Genomic DNA, 20,492 nt, shown 5'->3' with positions numbered 1-20,492 from the left:
GACGCTAGAGCGTCTTGAGGTAGTTGAGCTGCGCCGCCACCGACATCTCGGCGGCCGGCCACAGTGACCGGTCCACGTCGGCGTAGACCATCTCGACGATCTCGCGTGCGTCTCTCGCACCCCTGCGGATCGCCTCGCGGATCTGCTCAAGCCGCTCGCGCCGGTGGGCGATGTACGCGTCGAGCACCGCGGACGGATCGGGCAGTACGGGCCCGTGTCCCGGCAGCAGCGCCGCGGCCTCCAGCATCTCGGCGCCCTGCCTGAGCCTGTCGAGGCTGCGCAGGTAGTCGCCGAGGTCCCCGTCCGGTGCGATGACCGTCGTTCCCCGGCCGAGGATCGTGTCGCCGGTCAGCATCGCCCGATCGCCGGGCAGCCAGAAGCACAGCGAGTCGAACGAGTGCCCGGGCGTGCCGACGACCCGGACCTCCACATCGCCCGCCGTCACCACGTCGCCGTCGGCCAGCCCCTCCTCGCCCAGGCGGAGGCGCGGGTCGAGCGCCCGCACCGGCGCGCCGAGCAGGCGCGCGAGCGTCGCCGCGCCCTCGCTGTGGTCGGGGTGGCCGTGCGTGAGCAGGACGGCGGTCACCCGGCGGCCGTCCACCCGCTCGGCGACCCGCCGCAGGTGCGCCTCGTCGTCCGGGCCGGGATCCACGACCAGTACGGCATCCGCCCCGCCGACGATCCACGTGTTGGTGCCGTCGAGAGTCATCGGCGACGGGTTGGGCGCCAGCACGTTCACGGTGCTCGCCGTGCCCGCGCCGTCGAGGCCGCCGGACGTGTCCGGTCCGGGGATGCGCAGCCCGCTCACTCGCCCGTCCTTCCTGAGTCGGGGTCCGTCCCGGAGATCGTCTCAGGGATCGTCTCGGGGATCGTTTCCGGGATCGTTTCCGGGATCATCAGCACCATCCGCCCGTCCACCTCGGCGGCCTCCGGCAGGATGGTCGTGATCGTCCGGGGGCAGGCGAGCACGTCGCCGGCCGACTCGAACGCCGCCATCTCGGCCAGCGTCCGGAAGGTGGGCGGCAGCATGTGCGCCGTACCCGCCCGCACGGCGGCCAGCGCGTCACCCGGCCGCATCCAGGCCACGCCCGACGCCTCCCCGCCCACGTCACGCGTACGCTGCCCGGGGGGCAGGGCCGCCACGAAGAAGCGGGTGTCGAAGCGCCGGGGCTCCACGGCGGGCGTGATCCAGTGCGCCCACGCCTTGAGCAGGTCGGACCTGAGCACGAGACCCCGCCGGTCGAGGAACTCGGCGAACGACAGCGTGCGCGCGATCAGCGCGAGGCGGTCGGACTCCCAGTCCGGGCCCGTCGTGTCGGTCACCACCGTGTCACGGCCGGGCCCGGCCAGGAGCACGCCCGACTCCTCGAACGTCTCGCGTACGGCGGCGCAGACGAGGCCCCGGGCCGTGCTCTCGCCGGCCCGGAAGACCTCGCCCCACTCGGCGGGCGACGGGCCCGCCCAGGCCACGCGGTGATCGGCGTCCCGGGGGTCGACCGATCCGCCGGGGAACACGTAGGCGCCGGCGGCGAAGGCCATCGTGGTCTTGCGCCTGAGGAGGTACACCTCCAGGGGGTCGTCACGCAGCAGCACGACCGTGGCCGCGTCCCTGGCGGGGGCGGGAGCCAGGCGGCCGGCGAGGATCTCCCGCGCCCGCTCGCCGACCTCGCCGGGCAGCGGAAACCCCATGAGGCCCTCCAGAACAACAATCGGTCGACCGGACCCCATGCTCTCCCACGCGTTCGCGGAACCGCAAACCCCGGTTCCGGCCGGCCGTACGGTCAGCGGACCTCCGCGATGACCTCCACCTCGACCGGGGCGTCGAGCGGGAGGACCGCCACGCCGACCGCGCTCCTCGCGTGCTTGCCCGCCTCGCCGAACACCTCGCCGAGCAGTTCGCTGGCGCCGTTGACGACCTGCGGCTGCCCGGTGAAGCCGGGAGCGCTCGCGACGAACCCGACCACCTTCACGATCCGCACGACCTTCGACAGGTCGCCCACCAGCGCCTTGATGGCCGCCAGGGCGTTGACCGCGCAGATGCGCGCCTGCTCCTTGGCCTCCTCGGCCGAGACCTCCGCGCCGACCTTGCCGGTGACGCCCAGCTCGCCCTTCACGAGCGGAAGCTGGCCCGAGGTGTAGACGTGGTCACCCGTCCGTACGGCGGGCACGTACGCGGCCAGCGGGGGCACGACCTCGGGCAGCGTGAGCCCGAGCTCGGCGAGCCTCTCCTCCGGGGTGGCCATCACTTCGGCCGCTTCATGTAGGCGACGAGCTGCTCGGGGTTGGGCCCCGGAATGACCGAGACGAGCTCCCACCCGTCTTCGCCCCAGTTGTCCAGAATTTGCTTCGTGGCGTGCGTGAGCAACGGCACGGTGACGTATTCCCACTTGGTCATGGGCAAAGGCTATCGATGCGCGGCGCGCCGGGGACGCTCAGGAACGCGAAACCCAGGACCACGAGCGGCGTCAACAGCACCGATTCCACGGCCGGCGCCTTCTCCGCCGGCCGTGCCGGGAATGCACCCATTGGCGAACTCTTACCCGATCCACGCGCAAGCCGTACCTCGGGGTTCCGACTGTGGACGACCGGCGCGAATCGGCATGTGACGCTTGGGTAGCCTTCCTCACGTGGGCGAGTGGAGCAGGCACGCCGACGGGAACCACCGCGCGACGATCCGCGGACGCGATCTCGCCGGCCGTCCGGAGGAGGCACGGTGAGTCAGCCGACCGGCAGTCGCGGCGGGAGCAACGGGGAGGCCCGTGACACCGACTGGGACGGCGTGCGCCTGCACATAGTGAGCGGCAAGGGCGGCACGGGGAAGACGACGATCGCCGCCGCGCTCGCGCTCGCCCTCGCGGCGGGCGGGCGCAAGGTGCTGCTCGTCGAGGTCGAGGGACGGCAGGGCATCGCCCAGGCGTTCGACCTGCCGCCGCTGCCGTACGAGGAACGCAAGATCGCCGTGGCCCCCGGCGGCGGGGACGTGTACGCGCTGGCCGTCGACCCCGAAGAGGCCATGCTCGAATATCTCGAGATGTTCTACGGCATCAAGCGCGTGGGCAAGGCGCTGACCCGCATGGGCGTGGTCGACTTCGCCACGACCATCGCCCCCGGCCTGCGGGACGTCCTGGTCACCGGCAAGACCAGCGAGGCCGTACGGCGCCGCGACAAGCAGGGCCGCAGGGTGTACGACGCGATCGTCATGGACGCGCCCCCGACCGGCCGGATCGCCCGGTTCCTGAACGTGACCCAGGAGGTCGCCGGGCTGGCCCGGGTCGGGCCCATCAAGAACCACGCCGACCTGGTGCGGGGCGTCCTCGCCTCCCCCGAGACGGCGGTCCACTTCGTGACGCTGCTGGAGGAGATGCCCGTCCAGGAGACGCTCGACGGCATCGAGGAGCTGCGCGCGACCGGCCTGCCGGTGGGCGGCGTGTTCGTCAACATGGTGCGCCCCGCCGGGCTGCCCGAGGGCGTGCTGGAGGCGGCCGCCCAGGGACGGTTCGACTCCGCCGAACTCGCGCTCGGCCTCAAGGCGGCCGGGCTGACGGACGCCACGGCCGACGCCTCCGCGGTCGCCGAGGCGCTCGCCCGCGAGGTGACCGAGCACGCCCTGCGGACCGAGCTGGAAAAGCGCGAGCGCGTCGCGCTGGAGGAGGCCGGCGTGCCGCGGTATGACCTGCCGCTGCTGCCCGACGGCGCCGACCTGGCCGGGCTCTACGAGCTGGCCGACGCCCTGCGCGCCCAGGGTGCCGCGTGACCTTCCGACCGAACGCAAGAGCGAAAGGCTGAGCTGTGACCAGGACGGCGCCCGCGCTGGACATCGACGCGATTTTGGATGATCCGGACACCCGGATCATCGTGTGCTGCGGCTCGGGCGGCGTCGGCAAGACCACGACGGCCGCGGCCCTCGGGCTGCGCGCCGCCGAACGTGGCCGTTCGGTGGTCGTCCTGACCGTGGACCCCGCCAGGCGGCTGGCCCAGGCCATGGGCCTGACCGAGCTCGACAACACCCCCAGGCGCGTCGACGGCGTGGACGGCGCCGGAGAGGCCGGCGGCGAGCTGCACGCCATGATGCTCGACATGAAGCGGACCTTCGACGAGATCATCGAGGCCCACGCCGACCCGGAGCGCGCCCAGCAGATCCTGACGAACCCCTTCTATCAGTCGTTGTCGTCCAGCTTCTCCGGCACGCAGGAATACATGGCCATGGAGAAGCTGGGCCAGCTGCGCCGTTCGAACGAGTGGGACCTGATCGTGGTGGACACCCCGCCGTCGCGGTCGGCGCTCGACTTCCTCGACGCCCCCGAACGCCTCGGCCGGTTCCTGGACGGCAGGCTGATCCGCATTCTCACGGCACCGGCGAAGGCGGGCGGGCGCAGCGCGTTCAAGCTGCTCAACGCCGGTTTCGGCATGGTCGCGGGCATCCTGACCAAGGTGATCGGCGCCCAGGTGCTGCGCGACATCCAGATGTTCGTCACCGCGCTCGACGCGGTGTTCGGCGGTTTCCGCCAGCGCGCCGAGCAGACCTACCGGCTGCTCCAGGCGCCGGGCACGGCGTTCCTCGTCGTCGCCGCGCCCGAGCGCGACGCGATGCGTGAGGCGTCCTACTTCGTGGAGCGGCTGGCCGACGAGCGCATGCCGCTGGCCGGGCTGGTCGTCAACCGCGTACACCGGCCGCTGGCGCCGTCACTGTCGGCGGCGCGCAGCTCCGCCGCCGCGGAGGACCTGGCCGCCAGGGGCGAGCACGATCTCACCGCGGCCGTGCTGCGGTTGCACGCCGGAAGGATGCAGCTCGCCTCACGGGAGCAGCGTCAGCAGGAGCACTTCACCTCGGCGCACCCGACGGTGCCCATCGCACAGGTGCCCGCCATGCCCGAGGACGTGCACGATCTGGCGGGACTTCGCCAGATCGGGCAACTCCTCGCGTCCTGAAGCCGCGACGTCTTCTGAAGACGCGACGTTCTTCGAGGACGCGACATCCGGCGTCCCGCTTCCCCGCGGGACGCCGCGCCGGGCTCAGCCGGCGATCAGCTCGTTGGTGCGCTCGTACTCTTCCTTGGCGGACTCCAGCAGGTCCCGCCAGGACTCCACGTCCGGCCTGCGCCTGAGCAGCGCACGCCGTTCCCGCTCCGTCATCCCGCCCCACACCCCGAACTCGATGCGGTTGTCCAGCGCATCGGCGAGGCACTCGGTACGGACGGGGCATCCACGGCAGATGAGCTTTGCCCGGTTCTGGGCGGCGCCTTGCACGAAGAGTGCGTCAGGATCCGCACCTCGGCAGGCGGCACGGGAGGTCCAATCCGTGATCCACATGTTCGACCCCACTCCCCTTAGGTGGTCAGTCGTCGTTTCGGCCGACGGGCGCGGGCGTCGGGCCTCCTGGTTGCAGTAGCCGCAGAGGAGAAAGTACGCAACGAAACGATCGAACCGACATACCCCGGGGGGACCAAATTCGTGCATGGTCATGTCAGGCCATGTGGCCGGGAATGACTAGTCCCCCCCGCCGAAGGGTAATGCGGACCTGTGAGGTCGATGCCGGGAGAGTCACCAAACGGACGTACCCTTGGATCCGTGCAAGCTCACGGCAAATCTCTGGCATCCCGGACAGGTGCTGCCCTGCGCCTCGTCGGCGCCGCGGGCGTCGCGGGAGTGCTGGCGGCGGCGATTGCGCTACCCGCCGTGGGCGGGGCCGGCGTCACGGTCAAATCGAGCATCGAGACGCTGAGCCTCAAGCCGGCGAAGCTCGACGAACCGCCACTTCCCGAGAAGACGGTCCTGCTCGACGCGCACGGCAAGCAGATCGCCCAGTTCTACTTCGAGAACCGGGAATCGGTCTCGATGGACCGTATCGCACCGATCATGCGGAAAGCGATCGTGGCGATCGAGGACTTCCGCTTCTACGAACACGGCCCGCTCGACGTCGAGGGCACCACCCGCGCCCTCGTCAGGAACATCACCACGGGCGGGGTCACGCAGGGCGGCTCGTCCATCACTCAGCAGTACGTGAAGCAGGTGCTGTACAACAAGGCGGAGACCGACGAGCAGAAGGCCGCCGCCGTCGCGCCGACCGTCGGCCGCAAGCTCAACGAGATCCGCTACGCCATGGGGATCGAGCAGAAGTACAGCAAGGACGAGATCCTCAACCGCTATCTCAACATCGCCTACTTCGGCGCCAGCGCGTACGGCATCGAGGCGGCGTCCAAGCGCTTCTTCGGCAAGCACGCCTCCGAACTGAACCTTGCCGAGGCCGCCACGCTGGCGGGAGCCGTACAGGACCCGAACGCCACCGACCCCAACCGGGGCAAGGAGTTCCGCGACCGGCTGCTGGCCCGGCGCAACGTCGTGCTCGACCGCATGAAAGAGCTGAACATCATCACCGAGGCCGAGCGCGACGCGGCCAAGAAGAAGAAGCTGGGGTGGAAGGACAAGGAGATCCCCGGCGGCTGCGAGGAGAGCGACTACCCGTACTTCTGCCTGTACGTGCGCAATGAGATCCTCAACGACCCGCAGTTCGGCAAGACGCAGAAGGCCCGGCAGGACTTCCTGGCACGCGGCGGCCTGACGATCAGGACCACGCTCGACCCGAAGATGCAGAAGGCCGCGGAGAAGGCCATCAAGAAGTACGTCTTCCCGAGCGACAAGCCGGTCGCCTCCGAGGCGCTCGTCGAGCCCGGCACCGGAGCCATCAAGGCGATGGCCTCCAGCCGGAAGTTCGGCACCAGCAAGAAGAAGAACGAGATGTCGATCAACGTCGTCGCGGACGCCGCGCACGGCGGCGGCACGGGCTTCCAGGCCGGATCGACCTTCAAGATGTTCACGCTGGTGACGGCGCTGAAGGAAGGCTACAAGTTCAAAGACGGCTTCAACGTCGGCAGCACCTATACGGCGCCCAGCTACTCCGCGTTCAAGGACTGCAAGGGCAACAACGTCGGCGACATCAAGACCCCGCTGCACAACGCGGAGGGCCACGGCGGGTTCCTGACCCTGCAGACCGGCACGTGGGGCTCGGTCAACACCTTCTTCCTCACCCTTGAGCAGAAGGTCGGCCTCTGCGACGTCGTGAAGACCGCCAAGGACTTCGGCATCAAGCGCGCCGACGGCGGCAAGCTCCAGGAGTTCGAGCCGTTCACGCTCGGCTTCAACGAGATGGACCCGGTCACCGTCGCCACGGCGTACGCGACGCTGGGCGCCCGTGGCAAGTACTGCGCACCGATGGCCATCACCGAGATCACCGACCGCTTCAACAAGGTGACCTCGTTCAAGCCCAAGTGCAAGCAGGTCGTCGAGGCCGCGGTCGCCGACGCGGCCACGAACATCCTGTCGGGCGTGTTCACCAAGGGCACCATGTCCGGCGTCGGCGGCATCGGCAGGGACGCGGCCGGCAAGACCGGTACGGGCGACGTCTCCCGCACCGTCTGGTTCGCCGGGTTCACCCCCGACCTCGCGGGCGCGGTCAGCCTCGGCGACCCGCGCGGCCCGGTCCGCTACCCGCTGAGCAACCGCGTCATCGGCGGCCGGTCGTACGGCTCGGTCTTCGGCGCCAGCATCCCGGGCCCGATCTGGAAGGACACCTTCCTCGCGGCGCTCAAGGGCGTCGAACCCTCGTCGTTCGTCAAGCCGGACATGGAGAGGTTCGGCGGCTGCGCCCACCAGTGCGCTCCCCCGCCGAAGCCGAAGTCCGAGCGGGGCGACGGCGACGGACCCGGTGACGGTCGCGGAGGCGGTCCCGGCGGCGGTCCTGGCGGCGGTGGCCCCGGCGGCCGTGGCGGCGGGCACGGTGGCGGGCCCGGCGGTGGCCGCGGTCCGGGTGGCGGCGACGCGCCCTTCGACCCGTTCGGGTGATCTTCCCCTGATGTCCCCTGATGGGCCGCTCCTCTCGCCGAGGAGCGGCCCATCGCCGTTTCCGGCCATGAGATATCCGGCCGTACGGTTTGCGGCCGTGAGGTTCTCGGCCCGTGAGTTTTTCCGGCCCGTGAGCTTTGCGGGCCGTGAGGCTTCCGGGCCGTGAGCTTCGCGGGCCGTAAGGCGGAGTTTCCACCCACCCTGGCCTTATCGCCGAGTCCCCTGCCGGGCCCCTTCCGGCGTCGGCCGATTCGCGGCGGTCCAGCGGAGTTCCAACCCTTTCGGACGGGGATCTCCTGCCTCGGGCTTCCGGCCGGAGTCCCCGGCCCTCAGGCGGACAGACGGGCGCGTACGGCCTGGGCGACCCGGCCGCCCTCGGCGCGGCCCGCGACCTTCGGGTTCAGGATCTTCATGACCTGGCCCATGGCCTTGGGGCCCTCCGCGCCGCTCTCGGCGATCGCCGCGTCGACGAGCGCGTTCAGCTCGTCGTCGCTGAGCTGGGCGGGAAGGTACTCCTCCAGCACCGCCTGCTCGTCCAGCTCCGCCTGGGCCTGCTCCGCCCGCCCGGCGCCCGCGAACGCCTCGGAGGCCTCCCGGCGCTTCTTGGCCTCGCGGGTCAGCACCTTGATCACCTCGTCGTCGGAGAGCTCGCGAGCCTCCTTGCCGGCGACCTCCTCGACGTTGACGGCGGCCAGAGCCATCCGGATGGTCCGGACCCGAACCTCGTCACGGGCCTTCATCGAGGCCGCGAGGTCGGCCTTCAGCTTGTCCTTCAACGCACTCATGCGTCCATCTTGCCGTGCTCGGGCTCCCGTCTTCGCCAGGTTATGCGGGAGGCGGGCCGTACGTCGGGCATCATGGCTGTGTGAGGAAAGCAGCCGCGATTCCCCTGTCCGTGCTCGGCCTCGGCATTGCCGGTGTCGGCTACGCCTCGGTGATCGAACGAAACTGGTTCCGGCTGCGCCGGTTCGATGTCCCCGTCCTGGCCCCGGGTCAGCGGCCGGTCCGGATCCTGCAGATCTCCGACCTGCACCTCACGCCCCGGCGCCACCGGCTGATCTCATGGGTACGGTCGCTGGCCGCGCTCAACCCCGACCTCGTCGTCAACACCGGCGACACGCTGGCGCACCCCGACGCCGTCGAGTCGTACATGTACGCCGTGGAGCCCCTGCTCGACCGGCCGGGTCTGTTCGTCTACGGCTCCAACGACCTCTACGCCCCCCGGCCGAAGAACCCCGCCCGCTACCTGTGGCGTACGTCCAAGGGGGACTCCCGGCAGCACGTGCCGACCCTGCCGTGGGCCGAGCTGGGCGCCGCGATGCGGGAGGCCGGCTGGCTGGACATGAACAACACCACGGCCCGCCTCAAGGTGGCCGATCTCGACGTCCACGTGGGTGGCATCCACGACTCCCACATCGACAGGGACCGGTACGACGAGATCGCGGGCCAGGCCCCGATGGACGCCGATCTGCGGCTCGGTGTCATGCATTCGCCCGAGCCGCGCAACATGTCCCGCTTCGCCCAGGACGGATATCAGTTGCTGCTGGCCGGGCACACCCACGGCGGACAGCTCTGCATCCCCTTCTACGGCGCTCTGGTGACCAACTGCGGCATCGACCGCGCCCGGGTCAAGGGGCTGAGCAGGCACGAGAGCTCCTGGCTGCACGTGTCTGCCGGGCTCGGCACCTCGCCGTACGCACCCGCGCGATTCGCCTGCCCGCCAGAGGCGACCCTGCTGACGCTCGTCCCCCGCCGCCCCGTCGCGGCGGATGACACAAGCAGCCGCAAAGTCCGCTAGACTTGCCGAGGCGCAGGACGAAAAGTCCAAGCGACCGGGGTGTAGCGCAGCTTGGCAGCGCGCTTCGTTCGGGACGAAGAGGCCGTGGGTTCAAATCCCGCCACCCCGACCAGGTAGTTGCAGGTCAAGGGCCTGATCGCTGGAGACAGCGGTCAGGCCCTTGATCGTTTGACCGTAGTTTGACCGTCGGTCCGAACGCCGCCAGGGGACCCTGACGGGTTCAAACGAGTTCTCCTGGGCACCTTGATCACTCCGCCCCGGCCACCGGCCATCGACGGTAGTTCAAATCACCCGGCATGACTCTCCGCACTTTCTGCGACACGAGGGGTTGCCTTCGCTCCACGAGCAGGTGTGAGCTGACGTCATGCACCGTTGGGACCCCGTCAATCCCCGCCAACTCGCCCCCCTCAAGCGGATCTCAGCCGGCGAAGATCTCAGTGGGCCTGACGACGTGCCCGAACAGCACTCGGCACGTGCGCTTCGCAACCGAGGGCTCGTCGAGATCTCAAAGCGGCGCGGCACATGGAAGGCCGTGATCAGCGAGGCGGGCCGCTTCTACCTGGAGCACGATCATCGGCGTGATCCCTCCGCCAATGAGGTAATCGCAAGGGCCTACGGAGAGATGGCAGATAGTGGCAGCGAAAACCCCAGCGCCTTAGCCCGACTGCTTGTTACGTGACCGTGATCCGCCGGTGTAGGGCGCTGCCCGACCAACTCCACCTACGTTGATCCTGTCCCGTCCGTCCCGCTCAAATCTCGTCGAGCGCGACCCAGGCGCCGTTGAGGAAGGGGGCCTGGACACCACTATGCTGCTCGGCCCACCTGAATGCGGACTCGACCCTGGTCATCACCGAGGTCGCATAGGCACTGTCGAGAATGTCGATCTCGCTTGCAAGATCGGTTCTGCCCTGAGCTTCGAGAGCCTCATGCAGTGCCTTCCGAGCCTTCTCATCTCCGTGTAGGAGGTAGTTGCGCCAAGCGTTGAGCTCGTTAAAAAACTTTCGATGCTCCTGCGGGAGGCCGAACCTATCGTCGCGTCCAAGGGCACGCGCTGCATTGCGCAGGCCACTCCAGCGATCAATCCACGTGCCGTTCGGAGTGAGTCCAGCCTGTAGGAAGACCCAGTTGACGTAGCCTTCAGCGGCTCCCTGAGCCAGAATCAACGTTGAGATCACGGCATCTCTTTCACGCTGCCTACGTTCCATACCGGATAGGCCCGCTGCTAGCTCTTGATCCGCCTCCCTGGCGAACCGTTGAGCAGCAAGAGCCCGCGCTTTCGCCTGTCTAAAGAGGACCTGGCTGCCGTTGTACCCGTGTGTCACGAGGTCATCGTTGCAGAGACCTGTTGGTTAGGCAGACCCTCAGTCGGCAGTCGTCCTCGGACGCCGCGACGTATCCCAGAGCGTACTCAAGTCCCTGGTGCAAGAAGAGTTGAGAGCCCCGACCGTTTCCGTGGCGTCGGGGCCCTTGTTACTTCCGGGTTCAGCTGCTGGAGCCGAAGGCTCCTCGTACGTTCTCCTTGTCAGCTCCGATCAGAACGAGCAGCTCGATGGTCGGCACGCGATAGGTGTCGCCGACCTTGATGACGCGACAGGGGAACTCGTCCCGCTGGACCAGGCGATAGGCGGTGTTCCTGCTCAGACCCAGAGCGCGAGCCGCCAGAAGGAGCGGTACGACGGCGGGCAGGGCCTGTACCTCGGCAAGAGTCAGCGGCTTCATGGAGTGTCCTCCTTGGCTCCGCCGTCGAGAGTTGGGGACCCATCCGCGTGACAAGTCGTCGGGCCGAAATTCACCGGCCCTGTCGATCTCCGAGAGTGCGGTTCCCCTGGGAGGAGCCTGTCTCGGGCGAGTTCGCAGTAGTCGGCGTTGAGTTCGATGCCGGCGAACTTCCGGCCGAGTTGCCGGGCGGCAATGCCGGTGGTGCCGCTGCCGGTAAACGGGTCCAGGACGGTGCCGCCGGGGCGGCAGCCGGCAGCAATGGCCTTGAGCGGGATGTCGATCGGGAATGCCGCGAAGTGCGCCCGCAGTGGCCGGGTGGGGATCGACCAGACGTCCCCGGGGTTCCTGCCGTTGGGGTGCGCGGCGGCATGCCGCTCACCCGTGGGCCGCATCGCCGCGCCATGCCTCGGGCCAGCCGTGTCCTCGCCGTCGCTGCCGTACTTGCCGGGCGGAGGCCAGGCCGTCGTGATGCTGTTCGGCTTGTTGCCCCCGGCTCGTGCCCGCCTGGACATCGGACGGTCGCCGATGTAGGGCTGACGGACCGGGTCGAGGTCGAACCAGTACCGCTGCTGTTTGACGAGCAGGAAGATCAGCTCGTACCGGTTGGACATCCGGTCGCGGACGGACTGCGGCATCGCGTTCGGCTTGCTCCACACGATCGCGTTGCGAAGGATCCAGCCGTCCTCCTGCAGGGCGAAGGCGACCCGCCACGGCATGCCGAGCAGGTTCTTCGGCAGCACGGCCTGCCGGGCCTTGGGTCGTACCTCGGGCTGGCGCGAGTTGTAGTCCTTGCCGCGGGACCACCCGTCGGAGTTGGCCGCGTAGCAGTCTCCAAGGTTCAGCCAGAAGGTGCCGTCGTCGGCCAGCACCCGGCGGGCCTCGGCGAAGGTGGCCAGCAGGGTGTCGACGTAGTCCGGCGTGGGCTCCTGCCCGTACTGGCCCTCACAGTAGTTCCGCAGTCCCCAATACGGCGGACTGGTGACTATGCAGTCCACCGAGCCCTCGTCCATCTCGGCCAGCACCTCGCGCGCGTCCCCGTGGTAGATCGCCGCGTGCTCGTCGTGCCAGTACGGCTCGCGTATCCCGCTCATCGACGGCCCCCGACGGCCCAGATCGCCCACAGGACGCGGGCGACGCTATCGGCTCGACCCGCGGTGTCCCACCACCCGAAGGGCCTGGGAACGACGCAGAACCCGGCGTCCCACAGGTCGGTGCCGGATTCCTCGATGCGGGTGTAGGCGATCAGGCGCCGGTAACCCATCTCTCGGACCAGGGGCCAGACGGAACCGAGCAGCGCTCGACTGGCGTCGGATGTGCCGTCGGTGGCCAGGGCGAGGACCTCGGCGGTTTCGCCGTCATCGAAGGCCCCAGCGCTGGGCCAGCTGATGAGCACGACACCAACGAGCGTGCCGTCACCGCTCTGGGCACCGAGAGCGAACGCGGAACCGGCTGGCGAAGCGAGGCGGGGCTGGGTCCAGGCGATGAATGCCCGCGCGGTCTGGATCGGCACCGGCGAAATCACCAGCCGACGATTCTCCAGACGCTCCGGGCTGTTCAGGCCCTCGCGCTCATTGGCGATTGTCTGCTTGTCATTCCTGCTTTCCATCGTGTAGTCGGGACACGTTTCTCCGGATGCGTGCGCCGTCGGCCCGCCAGTCGGGTCGACGGCGCATGACCAGGACAGCAGAAACCTCAGAGACTACTCAGAGAGGGCAACCATCAGATCAGACTCTGAGGCGGATGGCACTATCTCTGAACAGCTCAGAGATAGCGAATAGCGGGCTGCAAGAAATCTCTGACTTGAGAGCGGTCAGCCAGTGAGGTGACGCCTTTGCACGCCAATGCACGGGCAGGCGTTTGCCTGGTTGAAAGGGTAGAACGACGAATTCACCGGCCCCGAGAGGAGGCTCCACGCGCGTGCGCGCACGCGCGGGCGGGCGCGGGTGGGATGTTCGGCGGACGATCGGGGCGGACATCTGCCGGGGGCCCGGCAATAATTATCGACCGACATTCGATCACCACAATGACCGGAGACGACCTCGCCGCCCTGTATGCCCTTGCACACGACCCCGACACCGGCTGGATGGCCCAGGCACTGTGCCTGATGCACCGAGCCGATTCTGACGTGATTGCCGTGAAATGAGAGGAGGTGCGCTGCGAGCTGGGATGATGGGAGTTCTCTACGCTTCCAAGATCCGCAGTCGAAGGACACCTCGTAAGTGCGATTGTTTCATGCCGCTGCCAGGACCCACGCGCGCTTCGACGACGAACACGTGATCGCCTACGCCGGGCTGGAGCCGGTGATGCGGCTGGCCGAGCGCATCGACCTGGGCGGGCTCGTCGACGAGCACGTCGCGATCGCCGACCGGGTCGGCGTCAACGCGGCCGCGAAGATCAGCTCGATTGTGGCCGGGATGGTCGCCGGAGCCGACTCCATCGCCGATCTGGACGTGTTGCGGCACGGCGGCATGGACAAACTGTTCGACGACATCCGCGCCCCCTCCACACTGGGCTCGTTCCTGCGCTGCCTGAGGTGGGGGAACGTCCGCCAGATCGAGAAGGTCTCCCGCGAGGTGCTGGGCCGTCTGGCCGCGCACACGCCGCTGCTGCCCGCAGCCGGCACGGTCGCGTTCCTCGATGTGGACTCGATGCAGAAACGCACCTACGGACACGCCAAACAAGGCAGCGAGTTCGGGCACACGAAGATCGGCGGCAAGAGTGTGCTGGTGCGCGGGTTGAACGTGCTGGCCTCGGTGCTGTCGACGCCGCTGGCCGCCCCGGTCATCACCGGCACCCGGTTGCGTGGCGGGAAAGCGAACTCAGCCCGCGGCGCGCAATCGTTCGTGGCCGAGTCGATAACGGCCGCGCGGGCGGCGGGCGCCACCGGCATCCTCCTCCTGCGCGCTGATTCGACGTTCTACGCGGCGGGCGTCATCGGCGCCTGCCGCCGCGCGGGCGCGCACTTCTCGGTCACCGCGAAGATGGACCCGAAGATCAAGGCGGCGATCGCCGTCATCGACGAGGACGCCTGGACGCCGATCACCTACCCGGGCGCCATCTTCGATGAGCAGGCCGGATGCTGGGTCTCCGACGCCGAGATCGCCGAAGTCTCCTCCACCGCGTTCACCTCGAAGAAAGGCCGGGCCGTCACGGCCCGGCTGATCGTACGCCGGGTCAAGCGGCTCAACCCGCAGACGATGATCGGCCAGGACGAGCTGTTCAGCACCTACCGGTACCACGCGGTGTTCACCGACAGCCCGTTCCACCTGGTCCAGGCTGAAGAACAGCATCGTGACCACGCGATCGTCGAACAGGTCTTCGCCGACCTGAACGGCGGCCCGCTCGCGCATCTCCCCTCGGGTGACTTCGCCGCGAACGCCGCCTGGGTGACCTGCGCGGCGATCACCCACAACCTGCTGCGCGCGACCGGCTGCCTGGCCGGTGGCGTGCACGCCAAGGTGCGGGGCACCACGCTCCGCCGGCGTCTGATCGCCATCCCCGCTCGCCTGGCCCGGCACGGACGCGGCCACGTCACCGTCCACCTACCCGAGCATTGGCGCTGGCGGCAGGCGTGGATGAACATCTTCGACGCCGTACATGACCCGCCGCCCGCCGAAGCGGTCTGACCAGCCCGAAGTCTCGGTCACCACCCGCGCGACGACGGCCCCCAGCGGTCACCCGCGCCACCGGCGCATGAATCTCCGCCCCCGAGCCCCTGCGGACATGTGGACAAGCTGCGACCCGAGCGCAGCGGCCCCCGCCTGCCTGGGAAACAGCACGTCACCTGACGAAACGGCCCGCGGAACGAAATCGGCCCAGAAACCGATCACAAGGACTCACGCGGTGCATCCAGGCTGTGTCCCGAGACCGACTTGGAGATCTTCCGTAAGAGGGACAGCGGCCGGACGCCGGCAAGAAGATCTGCCGCCGATGCGAGGTCCGCGCGGAGTGCCTCACCTACGCGCTCGATCGCGGCTTGACAAGTGTGTGGGGCGGCAGGCCGAGCGAGAGCGCGGCCGGATACGGCGCACCCACGTCTCAAGCCGTAACAGCAAGCCCGCGGCCTGGTTTCGGTTCGGCGAACAACCGCGAACCGTAACCATCTCCTCACACTGTCTATGGGAACGCGGCGTGTAGTTGACCGTGGCGCAACGATAGGACGAGCGCCACGCACGATGTTCAAGGAGAAGCCTGGATGCCCCCAAGAGACGCAGAGTCGTCTTTGCGCGGATCAACCGCCGCCGTCCCAACCAGGACACGATCGCGATGCGGGGCTTCGCGGAGGACATGACCCAACTCGCGCGGAGCCGCCGTACCCAGTACGTCGAGCCGGGGGACGGTACGAGCCCGCCAAAGACGTGGTTCGCGGCCGACATGGTGGTCCAGGGCAACTTCCTGTCTGGGACGACAACTTTCGCAACGGCACAGGCCGATGGATCGTGGCGGTCAAGATGATTAGTGAAGGCGTGGATATTCCGCGTCTCGCAGTTGGCGTATACGCGTCGAAGATCCAGCGCACCGCGTCGGAGGCGTCGGTGGTGAAGCGCACCAGGGCAGCCACTCCGACCCCGCCGCCCCGTTCTCGGCCCGCTCCCGCGCGTGGTAAGGCGCCGTCGGCAGGACCGCGTCACGTCAATGCTCCTGTTGTTAGTGGTCGGGGGCGTCTGTGCCCTCACTAAGTTCACGTCAACCCAGGTGAAGCCATTGCCTCTCGTAGATATCGGCGCGGCACTTGCGCCGCCCACGTGCAGCCAGAGAAGGATCTTTGGATGCTGGTGGCCGGGTCATTTGCACGGTGAGGTGTATGGGACGTCGTCGCCGATGTAGCGCTGCCATTCTTTAATGCCGAGGTTGTTCTTGGTAATGGCGCAGATTCGTTGGATTGCCTTGGCCACGTTTGTCTCCCATAGCAAAACTGCACGATCCGCACCGGCGCTGGCCAGGGTATGCCCGTCCGGGCTGAACGCCACCGAGTAGACAGCGCCGGTGTGGCCGGTCAGGGGCCGGCCCAGTGGTGCGGCCCGGGCAGGGTCAGAAACGTCCCACAACCGAACAGAGCTATCCCAACTGGCGCTGGCCAGGGTATGCCCATCCGGGCTGAACGCCACCGAGAAGACGTGGTCGGTGTGGCCGGTCAGGGGCCGGCCCAGAGGTGCGGGCTGAGCCGGATCAGAAACGTCCCACAACCGAATAGACCTGTCGGCGCTGGCGCTGGCCAGGGTATGCCCGTCCGGGCTGAACGCCACCGAGAGGACGGCGTTGCTGGCGTGGCTGATCAGGGGCCAGCCCAAAGGTGCGGGCTGAGCCGGGTCAGAAACATTCCACAACCGAACAGACCTGTCTTCGCTGGCGCTGGCCAGGGTATGCCCATCCGGGCTGAACGCCACCGAGTAGACAATGTTGGTGTGGCCCGTCAGGGGCCGCCCCAACGGCACGGCCCGGGCCGGATCAGAAACATCCCACAACCGAACAGACCTATCCCAACCGGCGCTGGCCAGGGTATGCCCATCCGGGCTGAACGCCACCGAGAAGACAATGTTGGTGTGGCCCGTCAGGGGCCGCCCCAACGGCACGGCCCGGGCCGGATCAGAAACATCCCACAACCGAACAGACCTATCCCAACCGGCGCTGGCCAGGGTATCCCCATCCGGGCTGAACGCCACCGAGAAGACGCTGGCGGTGTGGCCGTTCAGGGGCCGCCCCAACGGCACGGCCCGGGCCGGATCAGAAACGTCCCACAACCGAACAGACCTGTCTTCGCTGGCGCTGGCCAGGGTATCCCCATCCGGGCTGAACGCCACCGAGGCGACGGCGTGGGTGTGCCCGGTCAGATACGAGCCGGGAAGGTTCCACAGCCGGATAGACCGGTCGGCGCTGGCGCTGGCCAAGGTATGCCCGTCCGGGCTGAACGCCACCGAGAAGACAGTGCCGATAAGGCCGGTCAAGGGCCGGCCCAAGGTGGCGGACTGGGCGGGGTCAGAAACATTCCACAACCGAACAGACCTATCCCAACCGGCGCTGGCCAGGGTGCGCCCGTCTGGGCTGAACGCCACCGAGGTGATGATATTGGTGTGGCCGGTCAGGGGCCGCCCCAACGGCACGGCCCGGGCCGGATCAGAAACATTCCACAACCGAACAGACCTGTCTTCGCCGGCGCTGGCCAGGGTATCCCCGTCCGGGCTGAACGCCACCGAGAAGACGACGTCGGTGTGGCCGGTCAGGGGCCGGCCCAACGGGGCGGCCCGGGCCGGATCAGAAACGTCCCACAAGCGAACAGACTCATCGAAGCTGGCGCTGGCCAAGGTATGCCCGTCCGGGCTGAACGCCACCGAGGTGATCTTGCTGGTGTGGCCGGTCAGGGGCCGGCCCAGTGGTGCGGGCTGGGCCGGGTCAGAAACATTCCACAACCGAACAGACCGGTCGTCACCTGCGCTGGCCAGGGTATGCCCGTCCGGGCTGAACGCCACCGAGAAGACGGTGCCGGTGTGGCCGGTCAGGGGCCGGCCCAGTGGTGCGGGCTGGGCCGGATCAGAAACATTCCACAGCCGGACAGACCCGTCGCCGCTGGCGCTGGCCAAGGTATGCCCGTCCGGGCTGAACGCCACCGAGAAGACGACGTTGGTGTGGCCGTTCAGGGGCCGGCCCAACGGCACGGCCCGGGCCGGGTCAGAAACATTCCACAACCGAACAGACCCGTCGCCGCTAGCGCTGGCCAAGGTATGCCCGTCCGGGCTGAACGCCACTGTGTTGACGCTGGAAGCATGGCCGGTCAGGGGGGTGGAAAGGGCGGTGTTTTCGGTAGTAAGTAGCCGCGTGTACGTCTCGTCGCCCGGTCTCATGCGGTGCGCGACAAGGGTCAGCTGGGCTGACAGGGAACCGTCGGTGTCTCCTAGCTGGTCCGCCTCAGCGACCACCCGGTTGTAGATGGCAAGGTCTCGCTGCTGCAGCGCTTCGCGCTGTTGCTGGGAGGCGAAAACGGCGGCTGTGGAGGCAACCAGACTCAGCACTGTGAGGACGGCGATGGTGCCCGTGCGGAGCCGTACAGCACGGCGTTGCTGCCGGGTGGAGGCTGAGAGAAAGTCACGTGCGGCGGAGCTGAGATCATGGTGTGGAGCGGTCTCAGCCCAGGTGCGCGCGGTCTCCAGGCGGCCTCCCCGATACAGCAGAGACGAGTCGCGGCCCCCGCGGTCCCACGCCGCTGCGGCTTCTTCGAGATCCTGATGGATCAACCGCCCGGCGCGGTCACTGTCGATCCAACGACGCAACTGGGGCCAGCTGTGCAGCAGGGCTTCGTGAGTGATCTCGACGGTGTCTTGTCGCTGGGTGAGCAGTCGCGCATTAGTGAACGCATCCACGACCGCTGTGGCCGTCTGCGGATCGGCACTCCTGTCGACCAACTCGGAGCGGGATAGACGCCGTCGAGTGTCCTCGGTTCCATCTCCGATCTTGACGAGGCGGAGGAATAGCGATTCGGCCATCCGCTGCCCAGCGGCGTCCAAGCGCGCGAAAAACTGGTCGGCGGTGGTGGCAATGGCGCGTTGGATCCCGCCGGTGGTCCGATAGCCCGCCACAGTCAGAGTGGCACCGTGCCGCTGCTGCCAACTGGCCCGCAGCGCATGAGCCAGCAGCGGGAGTCGCCCCGCCTCATAGCCGGCTGTCCCACCCTCATCGGTGCCGACCACGGTCCCCAGGTCGCGCAGGAGCACTTCGATCAGCCCCGGCTCGATGTCCAGCCCCACATCCTGTGCCGGATACAAGATCGCCTCGCGTAACTCCACCTCCGACATCGACCCGACCACCAGTGGACTGTCCTGCAAGGCAAGGCGCAGTTGTGAGTAGTGGGCGCAAGCGGCGTAGAAGTCTGCCCGCACCCCCACCACAACCAGCCCGACAGGCTGCACCTCATGGCCTGCATCGCCTCGCGTGCCGACCAGTCGCGTGAGCAAGTCAATGAACACGCGCCGCCGCGAGTCGTCGGTGCACAGGGTGAACAGTTCCTCAAACTGGTCCACGACCATCACCACGCGAGCACCGGAATCCTCGCTGCCGATGTGGTTGCGCAGCACCTCACCCAGCATCGGAACGCATCGATCCGGGTCCTCAGCCAGTTCCTCTGCTACACGCACCGTTTCGGTGCCTGTGAAGGACGAAATCTGTGCGGCCAGAGCCTGAAGGGGGTCTGCGGTGGGCGTGAACACCACCTTTGGCCATTGGCCCGAGCCCGGCAGGGCCCCCTCATCCAGCTTGGACAGCAACCCAGCCCGCAACAACGAGGACTTCCCCGCGCCCGACTGCCCCACAACTACCTGTACGCCTCCCGCATGCAGGCGTTCGTCTAGGCGAGCGATCAGTTCAGCGACCAGGGCATCCCTGCCGAAGAACCACCGCGCCTGCTCACGTCCAAACGCAGCCAACCCCGGATAAGGGCACTCCAGCGTTACCCTGCCAGCCTCGGTGCGCTGTCGCTCACGTAGCCCATCGCCGTAGTGGAAATGCTGGTCCCGGCCCGCTTGATGGACGCGGGCTTCACCGGAGGCATACGCCTCAAGGTGCACCCCCTCGCCCCCAGACACCACCGAGGACACATCCGGGCACCGTTCATCCGAAGAACTCATCAATCACCACTCCACGCCAGCGGGGTATGGTCTTCGGTTTTCCCGCCCTGCCGTTGCTCACTACTCGGTGATGTGCTGGTCGCGACCGGCCTGGTACACGCGGCCGTGACCGCTGGCGGTCGCTCTCATCAGGATCGACCCGATCTGCGTCTGATCGGCGGGGGTCAGCACGGGCGTGAGCTCCTCATCGAGCACCCGGCGCAGTTCCGCGCCCAGGGCGGGGTCCTCGCGTAGCAACTGCTGCAGCCGGACCTGCCAGGATCCGGCCAGCGCCCGCTCGGTATCGAGATCGCCGTCGTGGCGGGCGGCAAGGACCTGGGTGCGGACCTCGGCCAGCTCCTTCTCGACTGTGTCAGCTTGCTCGGGACGGACCCGCCTCCACAGCGCGACCGCTCCCGCTCGGGCCTGCTCCCATGCATCAGCCTCGGGCTTTCGCGACGAATTTGAGCGGGCTTGATCGTTTACATGAGAAAAGTGCCTTTGAGCTGGGAGGATTGGGCTTGTCGAGAGTCCTGTCCGCA

18 protein-coding genes and 1 tRNA gene are annotated in these 20,492 nt (G+C 68.1%); 7 read left to right on the top strand and 12 right to left on the bottom strand.

Going from position 1 to position 20,492, the window contains the following annotated elements:
• Nucleotides 1-4: 4 nt before the first annotated feature.
• The 4 genes from FLV34_RS10590 to FLV34_RS10575 all read right to left on the bottom strand — a co-directional run bounded on the left by FLV34_RS10590 (nucleotide 5) and on the right by FLV34_RS10575 (nucleotide 2,395).
• Nucleotides 5-808, bottom strand: a complete 804-nt coding sequence (locus FLV34_RS10590; RefSeq protein WP_261985728.1) for an MBL fold metallo-hydrolase — start codon at nucleotides 806-808, stop codon at nucleotides 5-7.
• Nucleotides 805-1,689, bottom strand: a complete 885-nt coding sequence (locus tag FLV34_RS10585) for an NUDIX domain-containing protein (protein ID WP_142647878.1) — start codon at nucleotides 1,687-1,689, stop codon at nucleotides 805-807. The genes FLV34_RS10590 and FLV34_RS10585 overlap by 4 nt, the downstream gene beginning before the upstream one ends.
• A 92-nt stretch (nucleotides 1,690-1,781) precedes the next feature.
• Nucleotides 1,782-2,243: a RidA family protein gene (locus FLV34_RS10580; RefSeq protein WP_142647877.1), complete on the bottom strand. Its 462-nt coding sequence runs from the start codon at nucleotides 2,241-2,243 to the stop codon at nucleotides 1,782-1,784.
• On the bottom strand, nucleotides 2,243-2,395 hold the full coding sequence (locus FLV34_RS10575; RefSeq protein ID WP_076440089.1) for a DUF4177 domain-containing protein: 153 nt from the start codon (nucleotides 2,393-2,395) through the stop codon (nucleotides 2,243-2,245). The genes FLV34_RS10580 and FLV34_RS10575 overlap by 1 nt, the downstream gene beginning before the upstream one ends.
• 318 nt (nucleotides 2,396-2,713) lie before the next feature.
• On the opposite strand from FLV34_RS10575, the gene FLV34_RS10570 reads away from it, so the two are divergent.
• Complete coding sequence (locus FLV34_RS10570; protein WP_142647876.1) at nucleotides 2,714-3,754, top strand: ArsA-related P-loop ATPase; 1,041 nt, start codon at nucleotides 2,714-2,716, stop codon at nucleotides 3,752-3,754.
• Nucleotides 3,755-3,789: 35 nt separating this feature from the next.
• Complete coding sequence (locus FLV34_RS10565) at nucleotides 3,790-4,929, top strand: ArsA family ATPase (protein ID WP_142647875.1); 1,140 nt, start codon at nucleotides 3,790-3,792, stop codon at nucleotides 4,927-4,929.
• Between the two features lie 84 nt (nucleotides 4,930-5,013).
• Here the strand turns inward: FLV34_RS10565 and FLV34_RS10560 are convergent, their stop codons facing one another.
• A complete protein-coding gene (locus FLV34_RS10560) occupies nucleotides 5,014-5,310 on the bottom strand; it encodes a WhiB family transcriptional regulator (protein WP_030506755.1) in 297 nt (98 codons plus the stop codon).
• Between the two features lie 366 nt (nucleotides 5,311-5,676).
• Here FLV34_RS10560 and FLV34_RS10555 point away from each other — a divergent pair, with 366 nt between their 5' ends.
• Nucleotides 5,677-7,839, top strand: a complete 2,163-nt coding sequence (locus FLV34_RS10555; RefSeq protein WP_315985167.1) for a transglycosylase domain-containing protein — start codon at nucleotides 5,677-5,679, stop codon at nucleotides 7,837-7,839.
• Between the two features lie 329 nt (nucleotides 7,840-8,168).
• Here the strand turns inward: FLV34_RS10555 and FLV34_RS10550 are convergent, their stop codons facing one another.
• A complete protein-coding gene (locus tag FLV34_RS10550; protein ID WP_079313711.1) occupies nucleotides 8,169-8,624 on the bottom strand; it encodes a GatB/YqeY domain-containing protein in 456 nt (151 codons plus the stop codon).
• Nucleotides 8,625-8,704: 80 nt separating this feature from the next.
• Here FLV34_RS10550 and FLV34_RS10545 point away from each other — a divergent pair, with 80 nt between their 5' ends.
• The gene (locus FLV34_RS10545; protein WP_142647871.1) at nucleotides 8,705-9,637 is read left to right on the top strand and encodes a metallophosphoesterase; all 933 of its coding nucleotides are present in this window, start codon (nucleotides 8,705-8,707) and stop codon (nucleotides 9,635-9,637) included.
• 35 nt (nucleotides 9,638-9,672) lie between these two features.
• Nucleotides 9,673-9,749, top strand: a tRNA-Pro gene (locus FLV34_RS10540).
• A 637-nt stretch (nucleotides 9,750-10,386) separates the two neighbouring features.
• On the opposite strand, the gene FLV34_RS10535 is transcribed toward FLV34_RS10540, so the two are convergent.
• The 4 genes from FLV34_RS10535 to FLV34_RS10520 all read right to left on the bottom strand — a co-directional run bounded on the left by FLV34_RS10535 (nucleotide 10,387) and on the right by FLV34_RS10520 (nucleotide 12,962).
• Complete coding sequence (locus FLV34_RS10535; RefSeq protein ID WP_142647869.1) at nucleotides 10,387-10,812, bottom strand: hypothetical protein; 426 nt, start codon at nucleotides 10,810-10,812, stop codon at nucleotides 10,387-10,389.
• A 307-nt stretch (nucleotides 10,813-11,119) separates the two neighbouring features.
• Nucleotides 11,120-11,356 carry a helix-turn-helix domain-containing protein gene (locus tag FLV34_RS10530; protein WP_142647867.1) on the bottom strand — a complete coding sequence of 79 codons (237 nt, stop codon included), beginning with the start codon at nucleotides 11,354-11,356 and terminating at the stop codon, nucleotides 11,120-11,122.
• Nucleotides 11,353-12,447 (bottom strand): site-specific DNA-methyltransferase, encoded by a 1,095-nt coding sequence (locus tag FLV34_RS10525; RefSeq protein WP_205830245.1) that lies wholly within the window; start codon nucleotides 12,445-12,447, stop codon nucleotides 11,353-11,355. The genes FLV34_RS10530 and FLV34_RS10525 overlap by 4 nt, the downstream gene beginning before the upstream one ends.
• Complete coding sequence (locus FLV34_RS10520) at nucleotides 12,444-12,962, bottom strand: XF1762 family protein (RefSeq protein WP_142647863.1); 519 nt, start codon at nucleotides 12,960-12,962, stop codon at nucleotides 12,444-12,446. The genes FLV34_RS10525 and FLV34_RS10520 overlap by 4 nt, the downstream gene beginning before the upstream one ends.
• Nucleotides 12,963-13,575: 613 nt before the next feature.
• Here FLV34_RS10520 and FLV34_RS10515 point away from each other — a divergent pair.
• Nucleotides 13,576-14,982, top strand: coding sequence for an IS1380 family transposase (locus tag FLV34_RS10515; protein ID WP_142647860.1), 1,407 nt, complete (start codon nucleotides 13,576-13,578; stop codon nucleotides 14,980-14,982).
• Nucleotides 14,983-15,275: 293 nt separating this feature from the next.
• Nucleotides 15,276-15,455 carry a WhiB family transcriptional regulator gene (locus FLV34_RS10510; protein ID WP_260617277.1) on the top strand — a complete coding sequence of 60 codons (180 nt, stop codon included), beginning with the start codon at nucleotides 15,276-15,278 and terminating at the stop codon, nucleotides 15,453-15,455.
• A gap of 685 nt (nucleotides 15,456-16,140) precedes the next feature.
• Here FLV34_RS10510 and FLV34_RS10500 read toward each other — a convergent pair.
• Nucleotides 16,141-19,941 (bottom strand): PD40 domain-containing protein, encoded by a 3,801-nt coding sequence (locus FLV34_RS10500; protein ID WP_187280596.1) that lies wholly within the window; start codon nucleotides 19,939-19,941, stop codon nucleotides 16,141-16,143.
• Between the two features lie 90 nt (nucleotides 19,942-20,031).
• Nucleotides 20,032-20,492 (bottom strand): hypothetical protein (locus tag FLV34_RS10495; protein WP_187280595.1); only part of this gene is annotated, 461 nt, incomplete at its 5' end.

The organism is Microbispora sp. CSR-4, assembly GCF_008033685.1.
Classification (GTDB): Bacteria; Actinomycetota; Actinomycetes; order Streptosporangiales; family Streptosporangiaceae; genus Microbispora.
Note: the sequence above shows the minus strand (reverse complement) of the source record. Positions and strands in the feature narration are given on the sequence as shown.

What these genes read in the sequence shown, in the direction of transcription:
- FLV34_RS10585 (WP_142647878.1), bottom strand. Translation starts at nt 1,689, where the DNA reads ATGGGGTTTCCGCTGCCCGGCGAGGTCGGCGAGCGGGCGCGGGAGATC.
- FLV34_RS10580 (WP_142647877.1), bottom strand. Translation starts at nt 2,243, where the DNA reads ATGGCCACCCCGGAGGAGAGGCTCGCCGAGCTCGGGCTCACGCTGCCC.
- FLV34_RS10575 (WP_076440089.1), bottom strand. Translation starts at nt 2,395, where the DNA reads ATGACCAAGTGGGAATACGTCACCGTGCCGTTGCTCACGCACGCCACG.
- FLV34_RS10560 (WP_030506755.1), bottom strand. Translation starts at nt 5,310, where the DNA reads ATGTGGATCACGGATTGGACCTCCCGTGCCGCCTGCCGAGGTGCGGAT.
- FLV34_RS10550 (WP_079313711.1), bottom strand. Translation starts at nt 8,624, where the DNA reads ATGAGTGCGTTGAAGGACAAGCTGAAGGCCGACCTCGCGGCCTCGATG.
- FLV34_RS10530 (WP_142647867.1), bottom strand. Translation starts at nt 11,356, where the DNA reads ATGAAGCCGCTGACTCTTGCCGAGGTACAGGCCCTGCCCGCCGTCGTA.
- FLV34_RS10525 (WP_205830245.1), bottom strand. Translation starts at nt 12,447, where the DNA reads ATGAGCGGGATACGCGAGCCGTACTGGCACGACGAGCACGCGGCGATC.
- FLV34_RS10520 (WP_142647863.1), bottom strand. Translation starts at nt 12,962, where the DNA reads ATGGAAAGCAGGAATGACAAGCAGACAATCGCCAATGAGCGCGAGGGC.